The organism is Frondihabitans sp. PhB188, assembly GCF_003752365.1.
In the GTDB taxonomy this organism is placed as follows: domain Bacteria; phylum Actinomycetota; class Actinomycetes; order Actinomycetales; family Microbacteriaceae; genus Frondihabitans.
In genome coordinates this window covers 685,554-706,198 of the sequence record NZ_RJUO01000002.1, presented here as the reverse complement: position 1 = coordinate 706,198, position 20,645 = coordinate 685,554, and the positions used below count along the sequence as shown (strand labels likewise).

At 70.9% G+C, this 20,645-nt stretch carries 23 protein-coding genes; 12 read left to right on the top strand and 11 right to left on the bottom strand.

Going from position 1 to position 20,645, the window contains the following annotated elements:
- The first annotated feature begins 30 nt into the window (after window positions 1-30).
- Together EDF46_RS08230 and EDF46_RS08225 are read left to right on the top strand one after the other, a co-directional pair.
- Window positions 31-1,044 (top strand): glycoside hydrolase family 6 protein, encoded by a 1,014-nt coding sequence (locus EDF46_RS08230; protein ID WP_123505775.1) that lies wholly within the window; start codon window positions 31-33, stop codon window positions 1,042-1,044.
- A gap of 40 nt (window positions 1,045-1,084) precedes the next feature.
- Entirely contained in the window at window positions 1,085-1,879 is a 795-nt protein-coding gene (locus EDF46_RS08225; RefSeq protein WP_123505774.1) for an oxygenase MpaB family protein, read from the top strand.
- Here the strand turns inward: EDF46_RS08225 and EDF46_RS08220 are convergent.
- From EDF46_RS08220 to EDF46_RS08210, 3 genes are all read right to left on the bottom strand, one after another.
- Window positions 1,809-2,732 (bottom strand): ketopantoate reductase family protein, encoded by a 924-nt coding sequence (locus EDF46_RS08220; protein WP_123505773.1) that lies wholly within the window; start codon window positions 2,730-2,732, stop codon window positions 1,809-1,811. The genes EDF46_RS08225 and EDF46_RS08220 overlap by 71 nt on opposite strands.
- Before the next feature lie 140 nt (window positions 2,733-2,872).
- Window positions 2,873-3,973 (bottom strand): ketopantoate reductase family protein, encoded by a 1,101-nt coding sequence (locus EDF46_RS08215; RefSeq protein WP_123505772.1) that lies wholly within the window; start codon window positions 3,971-3,973, stop codon window positions 2,873-2,875.
- A gap of 43 nt (window positions 3,974-4,016) precedes the next feature.
- Complete coding sequence (locus EDF46_RS08210; protein WP_199738234.1) at window positions 4,017-4,622, bottom strand: helix-turn-helix domain-containing protein; 606 nt, start codon at window positions 4,620-4,622, stop codon at window positions 4,017-4,019.
- Between the two features lie 212 nt (window positions 4,623-4,834).
- Between EDF46_RS08210 and EDF46_RS08205 the strand changes: the two genes are divergently transcribed.
- A complete protein-coding gene (locus EDF46_RS08205; RefSeq protein WP_123505771.1) occupies window positions 4,835-6,454 on the top strand; it encodes an NCS1 family nucleobase:cation symporter-1 in 1,620 nt (539 codons plus the stop codon).
- 2 nt (window positions 6,455-6,456) lie between these two features.
- Window positions 6,457-7,200 carry an aspartate/glutamate racemase family protein gene (locus EDF46_RS08200; protein ID WP_123505770.1) on the top strand — a complete coding sequence of 248 codons (744 nt, stop codon included), beginning with the start codon at window positions 6,457-6,459 and terminating at the stop codon, window positions 7,198-7,200.
- A gap of 65 nt (window positions 7,201-7,265) precedes the next feature.
- Here the strand turns inward: EDF46_RS08200 and EDF46_RS08195 are convergent, their stop codons facing one another.
- Window positions 7,266-8,369 (bottom strand): calcium:proton antiporter, encoded by a 1,104-nt coding sequence (locus EDF46_RS08195; RefSeq protein ID WP_123505769.1) that lies wholly within the window; start codon window positions 8,367-8,369, stop codon window positions 7,266-7,268.
- A 120-nt stretch (window positions 8,370-8,489) separates the two neighbouring features.
- On the opposite strand from EDF46_RS08195, the gene EDF46_RS08190 reads away from it, so the two are divergent.
- Window positions 8,490-8,702: an antitoxin gene (locus EDF46_RS08190; RefSeq protein ID WP_123505768.1), complete on the top strand. Its 213-nt coding sequence runs from the start codon at window positions 8,490-8,492 to the stop codon at window positions 8,700-8,702.
- Between the two features lie 112 nt (window positions 8,703-8,814).
- A complete protein-coding gene (locus tag EDF46_RS08185; protein WP_123505767.1) occupies window positions 8,815-10,188 on the top strand; it encodes an MFS transporter in 1,374 nt (457 codons plus the stop codon).
- A gap of 8 nt (window positions 10,189-10,196) precedes the next feature.
- Here the strand turns inward: EDF46_RS08185 and EDF46_RS08180 are convergent, their stop codons facing one another.
- The gene (locus EDF46_RS08180; RefSeq protein WP_123505766.1) at window positions 10,197-11,408 is read right to left on the bottom strand and encodes a glycoside hydrolase family 16 protein; all 1,212 of its coding nucleotides are present in this window, start codon (window positions 11,406-11,408) and stop codon (window positions 10,197-10,199) included.
- A 341-nt stretch (window positions 11,409-11,749) separates the two neighbouring features.
- Between EDF46_RS08180 and EDF46_RS08175 the strand changes: the two genes are divergently transcribed.
- A complete protein-coding gene (locus tag EDF46_RS08175) occupies window positions 11,750-12,202 on the top strand; it encodes a MarR family winged helix-turn-helix transcriptional regulator (RefSeq protein ID WP_123505765.1) in 453 nt (150 codons plus the stop codon).
- Window positions 12,203-12,206: 4 nt separating this feature from the next.
- Here EDF46_RS08175 and EDF46_RS08170 read toward each other — a convergent pair whose 3' ends face one another.
- Window positions 12,207-12,947: a hypothetical protein gene (locus EDF46_RS08170; protein ID WP_148061171.1), complete on the bottom strand. Its 741-nt coding sequence runs from the start codon at window positions 12,945-12,947 to the stop codon at window positions 12,207-12,209.
- A 59-nt stretch (window positions 12,948-13,006) separates the two neighbouring features.
- On the opposite strand from EDF46_RS08170, the gene EDF46_RS08160 reads away from it, so the two are divergent.
- Together EDF46_RS08160 and EDF46_RS08155 are read left to right on the top strand one after the other, a co-directional pair.
- On the top strand, window positions 13,007-14,197 hold the full coding sequence (locus EDF46_RS08160) for an MFS transporter (protein ID WP_123505762.1): 1,191 nt from the start codon (window positions 13,007-13,009) through the stop codon (window positions 14,195-14,197).
- A gap of 104 nt (window positions 14,198-14,301) precedes the next feature.
- Window positions 14,302-14,796, top strand: a complete 495-nt coding sequence (locus EDF46_RS08155; protein WP_123505761.1) for a hypothetical protein — start codon at window positions 14,302-14,304, stop codon at window positions 14,794-14,796.
- A gap of 39 nt (window positions 14,797-14,835) precedes the next feature.
- On the opposite strand, the gene EDF46_RS08150 is transcribed toward EDF46_RS08155, so the two are convergent.
- Window positions 14,836-15,654, bottom strand: coding sequence for a LuxR C-terminal-related transcriptional regulator (locus EDF46_RS08150; protein WP_123505760.1), 819 nt, complete (start codon window positions 15,652-15,654; stop codon window positions 14,836-14,838).
- A 98-nt stretch (window positions 15,655-15,752) separates the two neighbouring features.
- On the opposite strand from EDF46_RS08150, the gene hxlB reads away from it, so the two are divergent.
- Together hxlB and hxlA are read left to right on the top strand one after the other, a co-directional pair.
- Window positions 15,753-16,322: a 6-phospho-3-hexuloisomerase gene (hxlB, locus tag EDF46_RS08145; RefSeq protein WP_123505759.1), complete on the top strand. Its 570-nt coding sequence runs from the start codon at window positions 15,753-15,755 to the stop codon at window positions 16,320-16,322.
- A gap of 50 nt (window positions 16,323-16,372) precedes the next feature.
- Complete coding sequence (hxlA, locus tag EDF46_RS08140; RefSeq protein WP_123505758.1) at window positions 16,373-16,996, top strand: 3-hexulose-6-phosphate synthase; 624 nt, start codon at window positions 16,373-16,375, stop codon at window positions 16,994-16,996.
- Window positions 16,997-17,075: 79 nt separating this feature from the next.
- Here the strand turns inward: hxlA and EDF46_RS08135 are convergent, their stop codons facing one another.
- From EDF46_RS08135 to EDF46_RS08120, 4 genes are all read right to left on the bottom strand, one after another.
- Entirely contained in the window at window positions 17,076-17,456 is a 381-nt protein-coding gene (locus tag EDF46_RS08135; protein WP_123505757.1) for a cupin domain-containing protein, read from the bottom strand.
- 72 nt (window positions 17,457-17,528) lie between these two features.
- Window positions 17,529-18,074, bottom strand: a complete 546-nt coding sequence (locus EDF46_RS08130) for a cysteine hydrolase family protein (RefSeq protein ID WP_123505756.1) — start codon at window positions 18,072-18,074, stop codon at window positions 17,529-17,531.
- Window positions 18,075-18,163: 89 nt separating this feature from the next.
- Window positions 18,164-18,976, bottom strand: a complete 813-nt coding sequence (locus tag EDF46_RS08125; RefSeq protein WP_123505755.1) for an alpha/beta hydrolase — start codon at window positions 18,974-18,976, stop codon at window positions 18,164-18,166.
- Window positions 18,973-19,995: a DMT family transporter gene (locus EDF46_RS08120; RefSeq protein WP_233579937.1), complete on the bottom strand. Its 1,023-nt coding sequence runs from the start codon at window positions 19,993-19,995 to the stop codon at window positions 18,973-18,975. Before EDF46_RS08120 ends, EDF46_RS08125 begins: the two co-directional genes overlap by 4 nt.
- 33 nt (window positions 19,996-20,028) lie before the next feature.
- On the opposite strand from EDF46_RS08120, the gene EDF46_RS08115 reads away from it, so the two are divergent.
- Window positions 20,029-20,625: a TetR/AcrR family transcriptional regulator gene (locus EDF46_RS08115; protein WP_123505753.1), complete on the top strand. Its 597-nt coding sequence runs from the start codon at window positions 20,029-20,031 to the stop codon at window positions 20,623-20,625.
- The last annotated feature ends 20 nt before the right edge of the window (window positions 20,626-20,645 follow it).

The window sequence follows — 20,645 nt, the reverse complement described above, 5'->3', positions numbered from 1 at the left end:
CGACGTGCGCTCCAGGATCAGGACCCACGCATGCCCAAAACGCACCAGATCGCTGCCGTAGTCGCCCTGGCGGCGCTCGTCCTGGCCTCGCCGCTCGAAGCGAGCGCTGCCAGCGCGGCCACCTCCACGAAGGCCAGCGCCACGACCCATGCCGCCTCGATCGCCGCGGCCACGAACAGGTCGCTCTTCGACGGCGGCCTCTACGTACAGAAGGAGAGCTTCGCCGCCAAGCGCGCGGCCGAGCTCAGTGCGGCGGGCAAGGCGACCGACGCCGCCTCGGCCGCCTACATCGCCAAGCGCCCGGTCGCCATCTGGCTCGGCGACTGGTACACCGGCGACAAGCTCGCCGCGTACGTGAAGAAGAACGTCGAGGCCGCCGACAAGGCCGGAAAGACCGCAGTCTTCGTCACCTATGCGATCCCCGGCCGCGACTGCGGCGGCTACTCCGCCGGTGGGCTCACCCCAGCGGCGTACGCCAGCTGGAACTCCACGATCGCCTCCACGCTCAAGGGCCACAACGCCGTCGTGCTCGTCGAGCCGGACTCCCTCGGCCAGACCACGACCTGTGCCAGCCTCGGCTCGGAGCGCTTCACCCAGCTGAAGTCGGCGGTCGAGACCTTCGCCGCCAACGGCATCCCCGCGTATCTCGACGGCGGAAACTCCCGCTGGCTCAAGCCGCAGCAGGTGGCAGACCTCCTCGACAAGGCCGGCATCCAGTACGCGCGGGGTTTCTACACGAACGTCTCGAACTACGTCGGAGTCGACGAGGAGCGCGCCTACGCCTCCTCCGTCTCAAAGCTCACGAGCGGCGCGCACTACGTCATCGACGTGTCGCGCAACGGCCGCGGCTGGAAGGGCACCTGGTGCAACGCTCCGGGCGCGGGCCTCGGCCAGGACCCCCACGTCACCGCGGGCAGCACCGGCCTCGACGCCCTCCTCTGGGTCAAGACGCCCGGCGCCAGCGACGGCACCTGCAACGGAGGCCCCGCCGCAGGCAAGTGGTTCGCCAGCTATGCCAACGCCCTGGTCAAGCTCAAGAAGTAGACGCCGCGAAGCTCCAGAACCCGAGCGGTATCGTGCGCCTATGCGCATCGACCCGCCCAGTGAGGCCGTCATCCTCGCCGGAGCAGGCCGGGCCATCCTCCTCCAGCTGGCCCGCCCGGAGGTCGGCCGCGGCGTCGCCGACCACAGCGACTTCGCGAGCAACCCGATGGGGCGGCTGCACGGCACGCTGATGTACGTCTACGCAGTGATGTGCGGCACCGACGCCGACCGCCGCGCCGCCTCGGCCTACGTCGACCGCAGGCACGACCCCGTCCACGGCGACGCCTACGACGCCCACGACCCGGAGCTCCAGCTCTGGGTCGCCGCGACCCTGTACGACACGGCCGTGCTCGTCCACGACCGCGTGCTCGGGCACCTCCCGGAGGGGGCGGCGGACGCCCTGTTCGCCCGGTACGCGGGGCTCGGGACGGCCTTGCGAGTTCCTGCGTCGATGTGGCCTTCGTCGCGCGCGGAATTCAGGACGTACTGGGCCGCCCGGGTGGCCGAGCTGACGGTGTCGCCGGCGATCCGCGCGCAGGCCGACGCGCTCTGGAGGGCCGAGCGGGCGCCGCGGTGGGTGCGTCTGCTGATGCCGTTCAACCGCTGGATGACCGCGGGGCTCCTGCCCGAGACGGTGCGCGACGCCTACGGGCTCACCTGGAGTCGCGCCGACCAGCGCCGCCTCGACCGGCTCTGGCGCGTCGTCGCGGCCGTGTACCCGCGGCTGCCGGGCGGGGTCCGGACCTGGCCCGAACGCTACTACCTCAGGAGGCTGCGCGCCCTCGCCGGTACATCTCGAGCGCCGCATCCGCCGCAGCGAGCAGCGGGACGCTGACGCCGAGCCCGTCGGCCCGCGCGACCAGGTCGCCGAGGATCTGCTCCGCCTCGACCTCGCCGCCCGCCGCCTGGTCGCGGTAGAGCGACGTCGTGAAGTCGCTGCCCGCCGCGGTCAGCGTCCGCTCGGCGCTCGCGCGCGCCTTCGCCGACGGCTCGTGCCCCGCCGCCGCGGCCACGGACGCGCACTCCGCCACGATCGCGAGAGCCGTCCGCGTGCCGTTCGGCGCTGCCTCGATGGCGCCGACGTCGCCGCCGAGGAGGGTGGTCAGGGCGCCGCCGGCCGCGAGCACGAACCACTTCTCCCACAGCGCCTGCAGGATGCCGTCGGGCCCGGAGCGCGCCCGCGCGTCGAACCCGGCGCCCGTGAGGGCGGCGTCGACAGCGTCGATCCGCGGCGTCGGAGTGCCGTCGAGCTCCCCGTACATGACGGTCTGGAGGGGGCCGAGCTGCCGCACCGTGCCGCCGTCGAGGTGAGTCGCGACGAAGCAGAGGCCGCCTACGACCCGGTCGCCGAACCGCGCCTGCAGCAGGTCGAGGTGCCGCATGCCGTTCAGCAGCGGCACGATCGTCGTCGCTGGGCCGACAGCGGGCGCGAAGTCGTCGATCGCGGCCTCGAGCCCGAACGACTTCACCGTCACGAGCACGAGGTCGTACGTCCCGTCGAGCGCATCGGCCGTCGTCGCCCGCACATCGATGCGCAGCGTGCGGTCGAGCTGCTCGATCACCAGCCCCGAGCGCAGGAACTCGAGACGGCCGGGCCGCACCAGAAAGGTGACGTCCCTGCCCGCTTGCGCAAGCAGGCCGCCGAAATAGCCGCCGACGGCACCCGCGCCCACCACCAGAATCCGCATGGGGCAACGGTAGCGGTCGGCAACTCAGGGGCGGTGCGCGGCGGCGGGCCGCAGGTCGGGCCCCGTCGGCCCGGCAGCGCGCACCGGGCCTGAGTTCTCGACGGCGGGCCGGCGCGCGGCGGCGCCGCAGCCGCGGGCGGCTACCGCGCCGCGACGCGTTCGAGCAGCTCGCGCAGCCGCTCGACGCTCATCGCCCCGTCGGCCGAGCGCGCCAGCCGCTGCACCTCGGCGTTGAGGGGCGCGTCGAGGCCGTGGCTGCGGGCCAGGAGAGAGATCTCGCCGTTCAGGTAGTCGGTCTCGATCGAGCCTCCGCGCTGGACGCTCTGCCACGACGACCCGCCGAGCTCGCCGGTGCCGGGGACCGGCCGCAGGTCGAACGCGTTCCCCCGGCGAGCCGCCTCGTCATCGTCGCTCGGCCAGGTGATCCCGAGCGCGCGGTAGACGGCCTCCGCCTCCGACCTCAGGTCGTCGTAGATGTCGGGTGCGGCGTCCGGCCCGAGGAGGGCCTGGAGGGCGTTGCCCAGGTTCGACAGGAGCTTGCGGTGCTTCCACGCCAGGACGTCGTCGTCGAGGAAGATGCGGAAGGTGGCGTCCTGCCAGTCGCGCTGGAGCTCGAGGAGCAGCGGATCGGCGGCGGCACCGCCGGCCGTGGAGCCGGGGCCGCCGCCCGTGGAGCTGGAGCCGCCGGTCGCGGAGCTCGAGCCGGCACCACCGCCCGACGACCCGGAGCCGCCCAGCGAGGCGCCGCCGAACGCCGGCCCCACGATGAACGTCCCGCTCGACGGCGCGATGCGGACGATGACCTCGCCGGGCACGAGGTGGACACCGGGGAGCCACACGCAGACGGCATAGACCCGGTCGAAGTAGCGGGCGGCGATGCGCTCGCCCTCGATGCCGTTGAGCGCGATGAACGCCGGGAGCAGCGCCCCCGCGGTCCCGATCGAGCGGCCGTCGACGTACACGGGCTCGTCGACCCACTCCCGGACGGCCGCGTCGAGCGACTGCGTCTTGGTGGCGAAGACCAGCACGTCGTCGACCCGGAGGTGCACGCCTGCGGGCTTCGACGCGACGGGGATGCGCACGACGGTGTCGTCGTCGGGCGAGCGGAGCCGCATGCCCGCCGAGGCGATCACGTCGCCGTGCTCACCGCGGGCGATCAGCAGCGGCGACTTCCCGTGCTGGGCGAGCCGCGCACCCAGCACCCCTCCGATGGCTCCGGCGCCGATGATCACGTATCGCATGGCCCCACCTAACCAAAGGCCCCTGCGAACACGACAAGCCCGCCTAGCGCCGCGAGTGCACGATGACCCACGTGGCGACGGCGTCCACCGAGCCGTAGTTGCCCATCCGGTGCGGCACCTCGCACGGGAAGCGGATCGAGTCGCCGGCGCGCATCACGACGCGCTCGTCGGCGAAGTCGATGGTGAGCTCGCCGGAGGTCACGGTGCCGACCTCGTAGCCCTCGTGCGTGATCAGCGAGCCCATGTCGGTGGCGACGGCTCCGGCGGGGTAGGTCGACTCGAAGAAGTCGACGCCGGCGGTGTGCGCGGGCGACAGGCGGCGGAAGACCACGCCGGTGCCGAGGGTCACGGGGTGCGTGGCACCCGCACGGGCGAGGACGTACCCGACGGGCATCTCGGCGCGATCGGCGGCCGGCTCTTCGGCGGCGTCGAACACGTCGGCGAGGGGGCGGCCGAGCACCTGCACGATCGCGAGGAGCCGCGACACCGAGGGGCGCCTGACGCCGCGTTCGATCTGCGAGACGGCGCTCGAGGAGATCCCCAGCGCCTCGGCCATCTCGCGAAGCGTGAGGCCGGAATCGGTGCGGAGCGTCCGCAGCCGGGCTCCGAGCACGACCGCGTCGAGCTCGCTGGCGACGGCCTCGGTCACGTCGCGCCTCCAGGACTGCACAAGAACAAGAACAGGGAAGCACGTGAAGCAATCGCTGTCACATGCTTGTTACACAGACGAAACCTGCGCGGTCGCGTGAAGCAATAGGTTCACTCTTCAGAACGAATCTCGGGAACGCCTGCCGGCCACGCGCCGGGATCACCAGCTCGTCTCATCTGCCCACGAGGGTATCAGCCACCCAGGAGAGTGCCATGGCATCGAACATCGCTCCGCCCACCTCGACCACCGACCCCCGCGAGGAGGCCAACCGCGCCGCCACGCTGACCGGTCCGCACGACATCGTCGAGGCGGCCGGCCACCCGGTCGGCGGCGGACTCATCAAAGACCACTACGACCCCCGCCTCACCAACGAGGACCTCGCGCCCCTCCGCAAGCAGACCTGGGGCGGCTACAACTTCTTCGCGTTCTGGATGTCGGACGTCCACTCGGTCGGCGGCTACGTCACCGCGGGAAGCCTGTTCGCGCTCGGCATCGCCAGCTGGCAGGTGCTCATCTCGCTCGTGGTCGGCATCATGATCGTCATGGTCTTCGCCAACCTCGTCGCGAAGCCCAGCCAGCGCACCGGCGTCCCGTACCCGGTCATCAACCGGGCCGTCTTCGGCGTGCTCGGCGCGAACATCCCGGCCATCATCCGCGGCCTGATCGCGACGGCCTGGTACGGCGTCCAGACCTACCTCGCCGCCCAGTCGCTGAACATCATCTTCCTGAAGTTCATCCCGGCGTCGTCCGCGCTGCTCGACCACTCCTTCCTCGGCCTGAGCGCCCTCGGCTACATCTCGTACGCGATCCTCTGGGTCGCGCAGGCGGCGCTGTTCTGGCGGGGCATGGAGACGATCCGCAAGTTCATCGACTTCGCCGGACCCGCCGTCTACGTCATCATGATCGCGCTCGCGGTCTACCTCGTCGCCACCGCCGGCTGGGGCAACATCAGCCTCAACCTCTCCTCCGGCCCGCCGATGTCGCTCGCCGCAGCCATCCCCGTCATGATCTCCGCCGTCGCGATCGTCGTCAGCTACTTCTCGGGCCCGATGCTCAACTTCGGCGACTTCTCGCGCTACGGCAAGTCGTTCAAGTCGGTCAAGAAGGGCAACTGGCTCGGCCTCCCGCTCAACTTCCTGTTCTTCTCAGTCCTCACCGTGCTCTGCGCGTCGGCGACAGTCCCGGTCTTCGGCAAGCTCATCACCGACCCGATCGAGACCGTCCAGGCCATCGGCGCCCCCTTCGCGATCCTCCTCGGCGGTCTCACCTTCGTCACCGCGACCGTCGGCATCAACATCGTCGCCAACTTCATCTCGCCGGCCTTCGACTTCTCGAACGTGTCGCCGCAGAAGATCTCGTGGCGCATGGGCGGCATGATCGCAGCAGTCGGCTCCGTCCTCCTCACCCCCTGGAACTGGTACAGCAACCCCCAGGCGATCCAGTACACGCTGGGCATCCTCGGCGCCCTCATCGGCCCGCTGTTCGGCCTCCTCATCGCCGGCTACTACCTCGTCGCCAAGCAGCGCATCGCCGTCGACGACATGTTCACGATGGAGCCGACCGGCCGCTACTGGTACAAGAGGGGCTTCAACCCGAACGCCGTCTGGACCATGGTCATCGCCGGGATCATCTCCGTCGCAGCCGCCCTCGTCCCGTCCATCGTGAAAGACCTCGGCGGCGTCGACTTCACCTGGCTCGGCAACTACGGATGGTTCATCGGCTGCGCCCTCGGCCTCGCCATCTTCTGGGCGTTCGAGACCGTGAACCCGCGCATGCCCGAGCTGTCCGCCGACGACTCCACCGTCAGCGACGGAACCCTCGAGACGGACTGACCATGCGGATCCGCCTCATCAATCCCAACACCACGCAGTCCATGACCGACGCCATCGGCCGGTGTGCGAGCGACGTCGCGGGTCCGCTCACCCTCGTCGAGGCGGTGAGCCCGAGCATGGGCCCCGCCTCGATCGAGAGCCACTACGAGGAGGCGCTGGCCGTACCCGGCATCCTCGAGCAGGTGGCACTGGGGGAGTCCGAGGGGGTCGATGCGTACGTCGTGGCGTGCTTCGGCGACCCGGGGCTCGATGCGGCGCGCGAGCTGGCGCACGGGCCGGTCCTCGGCATCGCTGAGGCTGGCATGCACGCCGCGGCGATGCTCGGCCGCACCTTCGGCATCGTCACCACCCTCGAGCGCACCACCGGACGCGCCCGCGAGCTCGCCCACCGCTACGGCTTCGGCGACGTCTGCGTCGCCATCCGCGCGTGCGAGATCCCGGTCCTCGCCCTCGACGACCCGCGCTCCGACGCCTACGGCCGCGTGGTCGCGGAGTGCCGCGCCGTGCTCGACGCCGGAGCCGACGCCGTCCTCCTCGGCTGCGCCGGCATGGCCGACCTCTGCCACCGCGTCTCCGACGAGATCGGCGCGCCCGTCGTCGACGGCGTCTCGTCCGCCACGGTCTTCGCGGAGTCGCTCGTCCGCCTGCGCCTCGCCACCGGCAAGCGCGGCGAGTACGCGCCGCCGCCGGTCAAGGCGATGACGGGCCTCATGGCCGGGTTCGAACGGGCGTGGGCCGACGCCTGACGGCGGATCCGGGCGCAGGAACTCCGAGCCCGCCGCCGGGCCGCGAGTTCCTGCGGCCCTCGCCTCTACGGGCTGATGGCGAGGAAGACGAACGCCGCCAGGATGATCAGGTGGATGATCCCCTGCAGGCGTGTCGATCGGCCCGGCGCCACGGTGAGCGTGCTCACGAGGAGGGTGATCGCGAGCAGAACGATCTGCACGCTGTCGAGGCCCAGCACGAGCGGCCCGTCGAGCCAGATGCTGGCGACGGCGATGGCCGGGATCGTGAGGCCGATGCTGGCGATCGCCGAGCCGTAGCCGAGGTTGAGGCTGGTCTGAAGGCGGTTGCCGAGGGCGGCGCGCGAGGCCGCGATGCCCTCGGGGAGCAGGACGATGAAGGCGATCACGACACCGACGAAGGCTCCCGGGATGCCGGCGGCGTCGAGGCCGTCCTCGATGTTGGGCTGGACGGTGTGGCCGAGCTGGACGACCGCGAGCAGCGACAGGACGAGCAGGACGAGGCTGATGATCGTCGCGCGGTTGGACGGAGGGTCGGCGTGGTCGCCCGAGTCGGTGGAGTCGAGCTTCGGGTCGGAGGTGAGCTTCACCGGCAGGAAGAAGTCGCGGTGGCGACCGGTCTGCGTCGACACGAACGCCAGCCAGAGCGCGAGGGCCGCGACGGCGACGAACGCGAGCTGCACGCCGGTGAAGCGCCCGCCCGAGGCGCCGGTGGTGAAGGCCGGAAGCACGAGCGCCATGCCGGCCAGCGCGGCGACGACGCTGAGGGCGGCGCCGGTGCCCTCGCGGTTGAAGCGGGGCAGGCCGTGCTTGACGGAGCCGAGCAGGAGCGAGAGCCCGACGATGCCGTTGCACGTGATCATCACGGCGGCGAACGCGGTGTTGCGGGCGAGGGTCTCGACGTCGTGGCCGCCGGCGATCATCAGCGTCACGATCAATCCGACCTCGATGACGGTCACGGCGACGGCCAGGACGATCGAACCCAGCGGCTCGCCGACGCGGTGCGCGACGACCTCCGCGTGGTGGACCGCCGCGAGGACGGCACCGATGAGGATGGCGCCGACGAGGATCGCCACGCCGGTCGGGAGATGCCGGTGATACGTCGCGATGAGAGCGATCAGCGCCAGCACAGGCATCAGGATCGGTGCGAGCGATTGGAGTCGGGCGGCCATGGAGTACCCCTTCCAGGTCGGGATCTCAGCTTACTGAACGCCGCCTGATAACCCCCGGCCGTGCACGAGGGGTCTGGCTGGTCTATCGTGACGAACATTCACCGACCGAAGGAGCACACCATGGCTGGATTCGACGACATCGCCAAGAAGGCGCAGCAATTCCTCGGCAACGACAAGGTCAAGGACGCTCTGAAGAGCGAGAAGGCGGAGGGGACCAGCGACAAGCTGCTCGACGCCGTCGCGGGTGCCGCCGACAAGGCGACCGGCGGCAAGTACACCGACAAGATCGACAAGGCGCGCGACGAGGCCGACAAGCGCGTCGGCAACGAGTAGGCCCTGCGTCGATAACTCAGGGGCGGTGCGCGAGGCGTCGGCCTCGGGCCAGGGCCCCGGGCCGGTCATCGCGCACCAAGCCTGAGTTCTCGACGGGGCCTAGGCTGACCCCATGAGCACCGCCGCTGTCGACACGTCTTCGCCGGGCGTCCTCAGCAAGAAGTACATCCTCGCCACCCTCGGAATGTGCGCCCTCATCGGCATCAGCGCGTTCGAGGCTCTCGCCGTCACGACCGTCATGCCGACGGTGAGCCGCGAGCTCGACGGCGAGTCGCTGTACGCGTTCGCCTTCGCAGCGCCACTGGCGTCGGGCCTGGTCGGCATGGTCGTCGCCGGCAACTGGGCCGACCGTCGTGGGCCGCGCCCCGTCGTCCTGGCTTCGACGCTCCTCTTCGCAGTCGGCCTCCTCGTCGTCGGGCTGGCCCCGTCGATGACCGTCCTCCTCATCGGACGGCTGATCCAGGGCCTGGGGTCGGGCGCCGTCATCGTGGGCCTCTACGTGATGGTCTCGCAGGTCTTCCCCGAGCGGCTGCACTCGGCGGTCTTCGCCGGCTTCGCGGCCGCCTGGGTGCTCCCGGGCCTCGTGGGCCCCGTCATCGCAGGTACGGTCACGCAGACCGTCGGCTGGCACTGGGTGTTCATCGGCGCGCTGGGACTCTGCGTCCCCGCCTTTCTCATGATCCTGCCGACGCTCCGGCGTCTCGAGCCCTCCGACACTCGAGCCCCCTGGCGCCCCGCCCGAATCCTCTGGGCCCTCGGCGCAGCGGCCGCCATCGTCGCTCTCAACCTCATCTCCGAGCTGCCCGACCTCCTCGGAGCCCTCGTCGTCGTCGCATCGGTCGCGGCCCTGGCGGTGACCCTGCGTCCGCTGCTCCCGAAGAAGACCCTGGGCGCAGGAACGGGGATCCCCGCCCTGGTCCTCCTCCGCGGCCTCGTCGGCGCCGCCTTCATCGGCGGCGACGTCTACATCCCCTATCTGCTGAGCTCCCACTACGGCTTCTCACCCGCCGCCTCCGGGGTGACGCTCACCTCCGGCGCAGTCAGCTGGGCGTTCGCGAGCTGGCTGGTGGGGCGGATCGGCGAGAGGGTGCCTCAGCTCACGGGCCTCCGGACGGGCATCGCGCTGATGATCGTCGGCGGCCTGTCGGCGGTGGCGACGCCGCTGTGGCACCTGCACCCCGTCGTCATCATCATCGGGTGGACGATCCTCGGGTTCGGGATCGGCTTCGTCTACTCCCGCTTCTCGGTGCTCACGCTGCGATGGTCGAAGGACTCCGAGAAGGGGTTCAACAGCTCGGCCCTGACGATCTCGGATTCCGCGAGCGCGGCCGTCGTGCTCGGCGTCAACGGCGCCCTGTTCGGCCTGATCGGCGGGCCGGGCGACATCACGGCGTTCGTGGCGTGCTTCGCGGTCGCGGCTCTCGTCGCGGTCGTGGCACTGATCGTCAGCGGTCGCGGCATCCCGGTGGGGCGCCGCCAGGGCTGACCGTCAGGTCAGTCCCAGATGCTGATCCAGTCGATGTCGAGGTGGCCCGCGGTGGTCTTCGGGACGGTGCCTTCGCCGATGAACGTCTCAGCCTGCAGGGTCACGCGCATGGCCGTGGCAGGCACCGCGTCGGTGACGGTCGAGACGAGCTCGCCGTCCCAGTAGTAGCGGATGGCGTCGTGATCCCACTCGGTGGTGGCGACGTGGTACTCGCTCTGGTCGGTCGCCGCGAACGTCTCGACGGCCGGCTTGAAGGTCATGCCGCCGTTTCGGAGCGAGCCGGGGACGGCCGAGGCGGGACGGGGATTCGCGCCGAGGTCGGCCTCGGGCCAGTCGATCTCGCCGTCGTTCCAGTCGTCGCTCGACGGCCAGAACATGCCGACGAACTTGTAGCCGAGGATGTCGTCCGACCTGTATCGGATCGAGACGCGGCCTGTGGTGTGCGGCGTGTAGCCGTCGGGCATGACCGCGGCGACCAGGGGCTGGCCCTTCTCGGAGTGGAGGAAGAAGTCGAGGTTCGAGTTCGACACGCTCAGCACCCTGTCCGGAGCGTAGAGGCCCTGGCCGCTGGTGTCGTCGAAGCCGTCGTAAGCCTCCATCCGGGGATAGGTCGTCAAGACCGTGCCGAGGGCGGCCGGGGTGGTGAAGTCCTCGGCGTACGACTGCCTCCAGGTGCGGCCGTTCGAGGTGACGCTGCCGGTGGGCATCGCGGCGTCTCCGCTGCCCATGGCGACCAGGCCTCCCTGAGTCGCTGCGACCGCCTTCTGTGCGGCTGCCGCAGCAGCCGCCGCTGAGGCGGCCAGCGCCTTGTACTTCGCGGCGATCGCCTTCGCGGCGGAGTACGCCGTCTTGGCCGACGCCGTGGCCTTCACCGTGACGGCCGAGTTCTTCTTCGCCGTGGCCTTGTACGAGGCGGAGTACGTGGACGATGTCAAGACCACCTTCAGTCGCGACTGCGACGCCGTCGAGGCCTTCGCCTTGGCGAGGTAGGTCGCACGCGACTTCGCTGCGGCAGCCGACTTCGTCGCGTACGCGGATGCGGCCTTCACCGACGCCGCCTGCTTCGACTCGTACGTCGCGCTCAGCGCCTTCGCGCCGGCCTCGGTCGGCACCGTGACGCTCGACTCGGCGGAGGCCCCGGGGGCGTCCAGCATTCCGATGCCGACCAGTCCTGAGACGGTGACGACGGCCGCTGCGGCGAGTCGAAGAGAGAAGGTCACGTGTGCTCCTCGGGGTGAGCCCGGGACGGCGCGTGCTGTGAGGAGAACACTGGGGTCGCGAATGAGAGCCCGGTGAGCGGCGCGGCTGACGCCCTGGTGCCGGCCCGAATTCCCGCACCACGGTGTCAGCCGCACCCCGCGGCCCTCTGCGAAGTCCCGGGTGTCCCACCACCCGTTTCTTCCTGGGTCCAGCCTTCCAGGCGAGGGTCGCTCGCACAGCCCCCAAGGAGGGTGTCGGCACTAGGGGGGACCAGCGGGGGACGAGCCGGGCGGCACCTCGGGCTCGGTGCGAGGAGCGTAACTCGGCGCGTCGCAGGGCTCGCCTGCGCCACACTTGCGTCATGTCCGATGCCGCTTCCCCCTTCGATCCTTCGACCGTCGAGTTCCTGCTCGCCTGGCAGGCCCTCGAGGTGGCAAGCCGGCACGTGCGCGAGCGGTTCGCCGGCGAGGCGGGACTGTCTCTGAGCGACTTTCAGACGCTGGTCTTCCTGTCGGCGAAGAACGGCAGCCCGGCGAAGGCCGTGGGCGAGGCGCTCGGCCTGACGACCGGGGCCACGACAGCGCTGATCGACCGTCTGGTCGCGGCCGGCTACGTCACGCGCGAGCCGCACCCGACCGACCGTCGGAGCACGCTGATGATGCTGACGCCGAGCGGCCTCGCGGCGGCCACCGGCGCGGGCGCCCTCTACGCCGGAGTCACCGAGTCGGTCGTCCCCCTGAGCGAGCGGCCTGCGGCGACGGAGCTGCTGCTCCGGCTGGCCGAGGCGCTCGAGCGTCCCGTCGACGGCGAGTAGCCGGCTAGGGGGTCGGCGTCACGCTCCAGGTCCCGTTGGTCTGGATGGCCATGACGCCCGGCAGATCGGCGTCGTACTTCTTCGCGAACGAGACCGAGTCGCCGAACACCAGCGGCTTGTCGGACGTCGTGAACACGCGCCCCGAGAACGAGTCGCCGGCTCCCGACGGCTTGTAGTCGACGATGACGTGCTTGACGTCGTCCGAGAAGAACAGCACCGCGGGCCCCGCGCCGGACTGCTTGCCCGACACCGGGGTCAGGTCGTTCCAGCTCCGCAGCGTGACCTTCCACGGGCCGGTCGCCTTGACGATCAGCGTCTGCGAGACCGGGTCGTCCTTGAAGACGTCCATCAGGAAGGATGCGCGCAGGGGCGCCTCGGCCTGACCGAACGGCGACAGGCGTCCGGGAGCCGTGACCGTCGCCGTGCCCGCGCAGCCGAGACAGTTGAGCTCGACGACGACGGCGAAGTCGCCGTTGCGCTTGTACGTGACGTTCGACGAGCCGGTGCCGGAGGCGGTGGCTGTGACGGCGGCGGCGACGGTTCCTGCGTCGACCGTCTTCGAGAGCGGCTTCTCGACGGCCGGGGCCGTCACGGTGGGCGTGGGCGTGGGCGTGGGCGTCGGCGTGACGACCGCAGCTTGCGACGTGGCCGGCGGCGCCGCTGTCGTCGTGCCCGTGCACCCGCTGATCAGCAGCGCCGCCGCGACGATGCCCCCTGCCAGGCCTGCCCCTCGTAGCCGTGTCATGGAGACCAGCCTGGCACGCGCGGGGATCTCGTGTCGGAGGCTCCCCCTAGTCTGAATCCATGCCGAGCTCCTCACCCGCCGCCCTCGGCGGGTGGCTCCGCGTCGCCCCGGCGGTGATCGCCCTCGCGTGGGGCGGCAACCACTTCGTGCCCCTGCTCCTCCTCTACCGTCGGGTCGACGGCTACACCCAGGTCGAGATCGACCTCTCGCTGGCCGTGTACGTCTTCGGCATCGTGCCGGGCTTCGTGCTCGCCGGCGCGTGGTCGGACCGCTACGGGCGCAAGCCGGTGATGCTCGCCGGCATCGCGATCGGCGTCGTCGCGAGCATCGTGCTCGCCAGCACCAGCAGCAGCCTCGTCGGGCTGTGCGCGGGGCGGTTCCTGAGCGGTATCAGCGTCGCCGTGGCGATGGTCGTCGGCAGCAGCTGGATCAAGGAGCTCTCGACGGCGGAAGGCCGAGGTTCGTCCGGCGCCCGGCGCGCGTCGGTCGCCATGTCGCTCGGCTTCGGGGGCGGAGCCGGGGTCGCGGGCGTCCTCGCTCAGTGGGCCCCGTGGCCGACCGTGCTGCCGTACGCCGTGCAGATCCTGGCGTGCCTCGTCGCCTTGGCGATCGTGCTCCGGGCTGCCGAGACTCGTCTGCCCGATCCGTCGGTCGCGTCCCTTCTCGGCGACGTGCGCGTGCCCCCGGCAGTTCGCCCGCGTTTCGTCCGGGGCATCGTCCCGATGGCGCCGTGGATCTTCGGCGCCGCCGCCCTCTCGTTCGCCGTCGGCCCGAGCCTCGTCGCGTCGCGAGTGGGCGACTACGTCGTCGCGTTCGCCACGCTCACGACGGTCATCACGCTCAGCGTCGGCACGACCGTGCAGCTCGCCTCGACGCCGATCGACCGGCTGCTCCGCGGTCGGTCGGGTACGGCGGGCGTGCTCCTCTGCTCCGCAGCGGCCGCGGTGCTCATCGTGGCGGCGGTCGCAACGGTGCCCTGGGCCGTGCTCGTCGCGGCACCGCTGTTCGGCGCGGGCTACGGCCTCTGCATGGTCACCGGCCTGACGACCGTGCAGGGCATGGCGACGGGCGGCGACCTCGCGGGGCTGACCGCCGTCTTCTACGCCCTCAGCTACGTCGGCTTCTTCTTTCCGGTCGTGCTCGCCGCCCTCGCGCCGATCGTCGGGACCGCCGCCGTGCTCGGCGGCTTCGTCGTCATCAGCCTCGCATGCGCCGCCGTCAGCGCGAGGGCGATCCGTCGCGTCGCCTGACGGGTCCGATGTCGCCGAGGGCGGCACGGTCGGCACCGTGACGCCGGGCGGGCCGCGAGGCGGCCACTCTCGACGGCTCTCGCGGGTCCGTGCGACCATGGCCCATGGCCTACCTCGTGAGCGGCAACCCCGGCGCGGGCAAGTCCACGCTGACGGCGGAGCTCGTGCGCCGCGGCGTCCGCGCCCTCGACTCCGACGCGGTCGACGGCCTCGCAGCCTTCATGGATGCGTCCGGCGCCGTCGTCGGCGACCACACCCTGCCCGTCACGCCCGAGCTGCTCGCCGACTTCTACTGGGGCTGGTCGGCCGCCCGTCTCGACGACGTACTCGACGAGCTGGGCTCCGACGGCGTGCTGCTCGGCATCGCCGTCAACCAGTGGGACTTCACCGACCGCTTCGACCGACTCGTGCTCCTCGAGCTCGACGAGGCCACCCAGCACGACCGCGTCCTGACCCGCCATCCCCTCGACCGGCAGCAGATCGCCGCAGGGCTTCCGGTGATGCAGGCCCAGATGATCGAGCGCGGGGCCGCCCGCATCGACGCCCGCCAGCCGACCGCGACGGTCGCCGACGAGCTCCAGGCGCTGCTCGGCCTCTGATCGGGCGCAGGAACTGCCCCACCCCCGCCCAACCCGACCTCAGCGCGCCAGCGCCACCAGCTCCGACCGCGACCGGGCCCCGACCTTGCGCAGCAGGTTCGACACGTGGAACTTCACCGTGTTGTCGCTGATCCCGAGCTTCCGGGCGATGTCTCGGTTGCGGGCACCGGCGGCGACGAGGCTGAGCACCTCGCGCTCGCGCGGGCTCAGGGGCACGGCGGTGATCGTCTGATCGGGCTCGACCGGAGGGTCGAGCGGGAGGGCGATCGAGAGCTCCGAGCCCCAGCCCGGCGTGGAGGCGACGCTGAGGTCGCCGTCGAGGGCGGAGACGCGCTCGGCGATCGGGCGCAGCGAGTCGTCGTGGGCGGTCATCTCGCCGCGGCCGTCGTCGCGGATGCCGATCAGGAGGTTGAGGCCGTCGCAGTCCCACTGGATCCGCACCCGCCGGCTCTCGCCGGTGTCGACGAACGCGAGCACGGCGCTGCGCACGATCGCGCGCGCGGCGTGGGCGACCTCGCCGGGCAGGGCCCGGCCGGTGACCGGAGGCTCGACGAACTGCACGTCGAGGTCGCCGAACCGCACCAGGGGGCGGAGGTCGGAGCGGAGCCGGGCGAAGGCTCCGATGACGGGCTCGAGCATGCTGTCGCGCTGCTGGTCGGTCGTCATGCGGATCTCGACCAGCGAGGCGGCGGCGACATCGATCGCCATGGTCCGGGCGGCGCGGTCGTCGAGCCGGGTCGAGCGAAGAATCGCCAGCATCGACTCCAGGGCCACGGCATGCCTGTCCGACTGCTCGGCGACGGTGCGCGCGTGTGCGAGGAGGAGCTCGCGAGTCGCGTGCTCGCCGGTGTCGATCATGGCTCAACCCTACCCATGTCCTGGCCTACCCCAACGGGTAGGCCGAACCGTCCCAGTGGGTGGCCGCGATGCGGCTCCCGGCGGACGAGACTCGAGTCATGAGCGACGACAACGAGCGACCAACGGCGGCCCTCGACCTGATCACGGGCGAGCTGGAGGCAGTGACGAGCCGCATCGACGCCGACGCGCTCGATGAACTCGCGGCACTCCTCGCCGGGGCCGACCGGGTCTTCGTCCACGGCGCCGGCCGGTCGGGCATCGCCCTCCGCATGACGGCCATGCGCCTCATGCACCTCGGCCTCGCCGTGCATGTCGTCGGAGAGACGACGACGCCCGCGATCGCGGCCGGCGACGTCCTCCTGGTCGCCAGCGGCTCCGGTACCACGTCCGGCATCGTCGCAGCGGCCACCACGGCCGCCGAGGCGAACGCGCGCGTCGCCGTCCTCACGACGGCCGGCGACTCGCCCCTGGCCGAGCGCGCCGACGTGGTCGTCGTCATCCCCGCCGCCGCCAAGCTCGACCGCTCGGCGACCGCCAGCCAGCAGTACGCCGGAAGCCTGTTCGAGCAGGCGGTCGGACTCGTCGGCGACGCCGTCTTCCATTCGCTGTGGAAGCGGTCGGGCTTGACGGCCGACGAGATCTGGCCTCGGCACGCGAACCTCGAGTAGCGCTGCCGGATCCTGCGCCCCTTTCCCTCACCGCAAAGACAAGGAAAATCATGAAACTGCAGTTCGCAATGGACACCCTGACCACCGAAGCCGCCCTGGAGCTCGCCGCCGCGGCAGCCCCGCACGTCGACATCATCGAGCTCGGCACGCCGCTGATCAAGTCGGCCGGCCTCTCGGCCGTGACCGCGATTAAGGCGGCCCACCCCGACAAGATCGTCTTCGCCGACCTCAAGACGATGGACGCCGGCGAGCTCGAGGCCGACATCGCCTTCACCGCCGGAGCCGACCTCGTGACCGTCCTCGGCGTCGCGGGCGACAGCACCATCGTCGGTGCGGTCGCGGCTGCCAAGAAGCACGGCAAGGGCATCGTCGTCGACCTGATCGGCGTCGCCGACAAGTCGGCCCGCGCCAAGGAGGTCGTCGCCCTCGGCGCCGAGTTCGTCGAGATGCACGCAGGCCTCGACGAGCAGGCCGAGGACGGCTTCACGTTCGACACGCTCCTCGACGACGGCAAGGCCTCGGGCGTGCCCTTCTCGGTCGCCGGCGGCGTCAAGGTCGCGACGATCGCGTCGGTGCAGGAGTCGGGCGCTCAGGTCGCCGTCGCCGGTGCCGCCATCTACGGTGCCCCCGACGTCGGCGCCGCCGCCGCCGAGCTCCGCGCCGCCATCAAGTAGTCCAGCTTCACCCTCGGGGGCGGTGCGACGATGTCGCCCGCCCCTTTGCCGTTGGGGCGCAGGAACGTGCCGACCGCCGTCAGCTAGGCGCCACCTGCTGGTCGATCGGCACGCTCCGCGCGTCGACCACATCGCCCGTGTGGGCCGTCGTCACCGTCTCGATGAGCACGATGCCGACCTCCTCGTCGGCGACGGGGTTGTGTCGCGTGCCCTTGGGGACGACGTAGAACTCGCCGGGCTCGAGCACGACCTCGCGATCGCCCTGGAGCTGGATGCGCAGGCGGCCGTAGACGATGAGGAACATCTCGTCCTGCTCGTCGTGGGCGTGCCAGACGAACTCCCCGAGCAGCTTCGCGACCTTCACGAACTGGTCGTTGACCTGTCCGACGACGCGGGGCGTCCAGTGCCTGGTCACCTGGTCGAGCTCGGAGCGGATGCGCGTGGGGGCGAGGAGGTCCATGTGGTCAGCCTAGATTCGCAGCGCCGGGGCTGTATTCGCAGCGCCGGGGCTGTATTCGCCGCGCGGGCCGGCTCAGGCCCCGAGCAGCGCGGCGCTCGGCACCACCGTCGCGAAGCTCCCGCCGAGCGCCGCCATGAAGGCCGCGTGGACGCTCGCGCCCGGCACGACGACGTCGCCCAGCGCCAGGTCGGGCGCCGCGCAGGCGTCCGACACCACGGTCGCGGTGAAGCCGAGCTCGTGAGCGGCCCGCGTGGTCGAGTCGACGCACATGCTGCTCATCATGCCGACGATCACGAGCTCGGTGATGTCGGCGGCGGTGAGGAGTTCCTGCAGCCCGGTCTGGATGAAGCTGTTCGGCTCGTGCTTCTCGATGACGAGCTCGCCGTCGACGGGTGCGACCGAGGGGTGGAAGTCGAGGCCCGTGGTGCCGGGCCGGAAGAACGTGGCGTCGGGGTCGGTCGAGACGTGGAAGATGTGCACGATCTTCTCGCCGGAGGCCCGGAACGACTCCAGCACGGTGCGGGCCGCGTCTGCGGCAGCCTCCGGTTCGGCGAGCGGGAAGGCTCCGCCCGGAAAGTAGTCGAGCTGGATGTCGATGAGGAGGAGTGCGCGGGTCATGGCTTCAGTATGTCGGCGGGGCCGGCGCGACGCGGTCGAGTTCACGTCGATTGCGTTCGGTGCCGGGCCCGGTCTGCGGAGCGGTGCCCCTAGCGCGCGTGCTCATCCAGGAGAGTCCACGCGGCGACCAGCGAGATCGCGGAGGCGAAGGCGTCGAGGCTCGGTCGATTCAGGAACGCATGGCGCGAGCCCGCCTGGATGTGATGCCGGACGTCGACTCCCGCAGCCCCCAGTTCTGCCGCAAACATGTCTCCTGACGCGCGCATGTTGTCATGCTCCGCGTTGATGACGAGAGTCCGCGGAAAGGCGTCGAGGTCGTGGCCACCGGGGAACGCCAGGCGATCGGAGAGAGCTTCGGCCGACCCGGCGTAGTTGCGGTTCATCCAGTTCAGGGCCCATCTGGAATGCGTGATCCGTCGGTGCCCACGGGATCTCTGCCGCCGCTCCCGAGTTCGCGGATGCGTCGAGTGGAAGAAGCCGTACGCGAAGACGGCGCCTGCCGGACGAAGGTCGTCGTCGATGGCTCGGAGAGTCGCGGCGGCCGCGAGGCACGCGCCCGCGCTCGCTCCTCCGATCATCACCCCTGACGGAGACGCGGAGAGGACGTCCCGGTAGGCGGCGAACACGTCGTCGAGAGCATCCGGGAAGCGCCCCCGCAGAGGCCGTGCACTCGACTTCATCCTGGCAGGACCGGGGGTCGGCGTGAGGCGGTATCCCGCGGTCGCAACCGTGACGCCATGCTCCGCGAGAGAGAGCGCGACGTCGTGCGCCTCCGGTTGATCCGGGCTCCCTCGGAAGAACCCGCCGCCATGCAGCCAGAGCAGGGTCGGGCCGGATGCTCCGTCGTCTCCCGGTGCCGGCCTGTACCAGCGGACAGGGGCTGCGTCACGGTGCTCGATCACAGTCGATCGTTCCGCGTCGCGGCGACGGCGCGCGTCCGTCTGGAGGGTGAAGCGGTGAGTCTGGCGACGGGTCTGCTGCTTTCGGGGTCGGAGATCGGCCCGGTTCGCCGCGAGGCGCGCAGCTCCCCGCGGCCGTCAGTGATCAGGACCGCCGTCACACCGGCGGCGCAGAGGGCGAATGCCAGCACGGTCGCGAGCGTGAGCGGCTCGCCTAGGAGCACCGCTCCCGAGACCGCGGTGACGGGAGCGACCAGGAAGAGCAGAGCGTTGACGGCAGTGATGCCGAGTCGGCGCAGCAGCCACCAGTAGAGGCCGTAGGCCATCATCGTCGGAACGAGTGCCGAGAGCGCCGCCGCTGACCAGAATGTCGGCGATGACGGGGGCAGGAGAGTGCCAGTGAGCGCCGCGAGGACCGTCAGTGCGCCGGCTGTCACCGACACGTGGACCGTCAAGGTCGTCAGCACAGGAAGCGGGGACTGTCGCCGGCGATCCATGAAGGTGCCCACGACGAGGCAGGCCATGGCCCCCGCGGGAAGCAGATAGGCGTGAGCGGGGGCGCTCGACCCGCCTACCTGTGAGCTGACCACGAGCGCGACCCCGCCGGCGCCGACGACCAGGCCCACCCACTGGAGGCCCCGCACGCGGAGGCCGAGGAGCGGCCCCACGAGCGTGGCGATGACAAGGGGCTGCGCGGCATCGATGAGTGCCGTCGTCCCGGTGGCGACCCCTGCGGCGATTGCCGCGTACACGAATCCGCAGTAGCCGAACTGGGCGAACAGGCCGATCAGGGCCTGACGTCCGAGGTCCCTGAGCGGCGCGCGCCTGATCGAGCCTCGTGCTATGCCGATCGCGAGGAGGACGACCGCCAGCGGCGCGAACCGCCAGACGAGGAGCGTCGTCCACGGGACGTCGACGGTCGCGACCGCTGCGATGACGAAGCCGGAACTCCACGAGGCGACGAACGCGATGGAGGCGAGGATCGACACGAGGCCGCCGAGTACACCGATCTGTTTACTCATGGGAATGACTATACAGGTCGGTATAATCAGCGCATGCCCGTCACCGTTCCTGATCTTCTGCCTCTGACTCCGGGCGCGCGCCGCGTCCTCGGCGCTGCGTCATCGCTGTTCTATGAGCGGGGTATCCATGCGGTGGGGGTCGACACGATCGCAGCGGAGGCCGGCGTCACGAAGAAGACCCTCTACGACCGATTCGGCTCCAAGGAGGAGCTGGTCGTCGCGTACCTGCGGCATCGCGACGCGCGCTGGCGAGCGCACCTCGCTGACGTGCTCGCGCGCGTCCCGCAGCCCGGCGTCGAGCGGGTGCTCGCCGTCTTCGACGCCTCGATCTCGTGGTCCGATGCGAACACCCCGAAAGGCTGCAGCGCGATCAATGCCCGAGCCGAGATCGGCGACGGCCACGACGGCCATCCGGTCTTCCCCGAGGTCGCCCGGCAGAAGGCGTGGCTGCTCGGAGTCTTCGCCGAGCTCCTCGAGGAGGCCGGTAGCGCCGACCCCCTGGAGACGGCGAAGACGATGATGCTGCTCTACGAGGGTGCCATCGTGACCATCGGGATGGAGACGTTCAGTCGGCCGTTCGAGCTCGCCCGCCGCGTGGCGGCCGCGGTGCTCGCGGCCCCCGGCCGCTAGGGCGCCCCAGGATCCGTCAC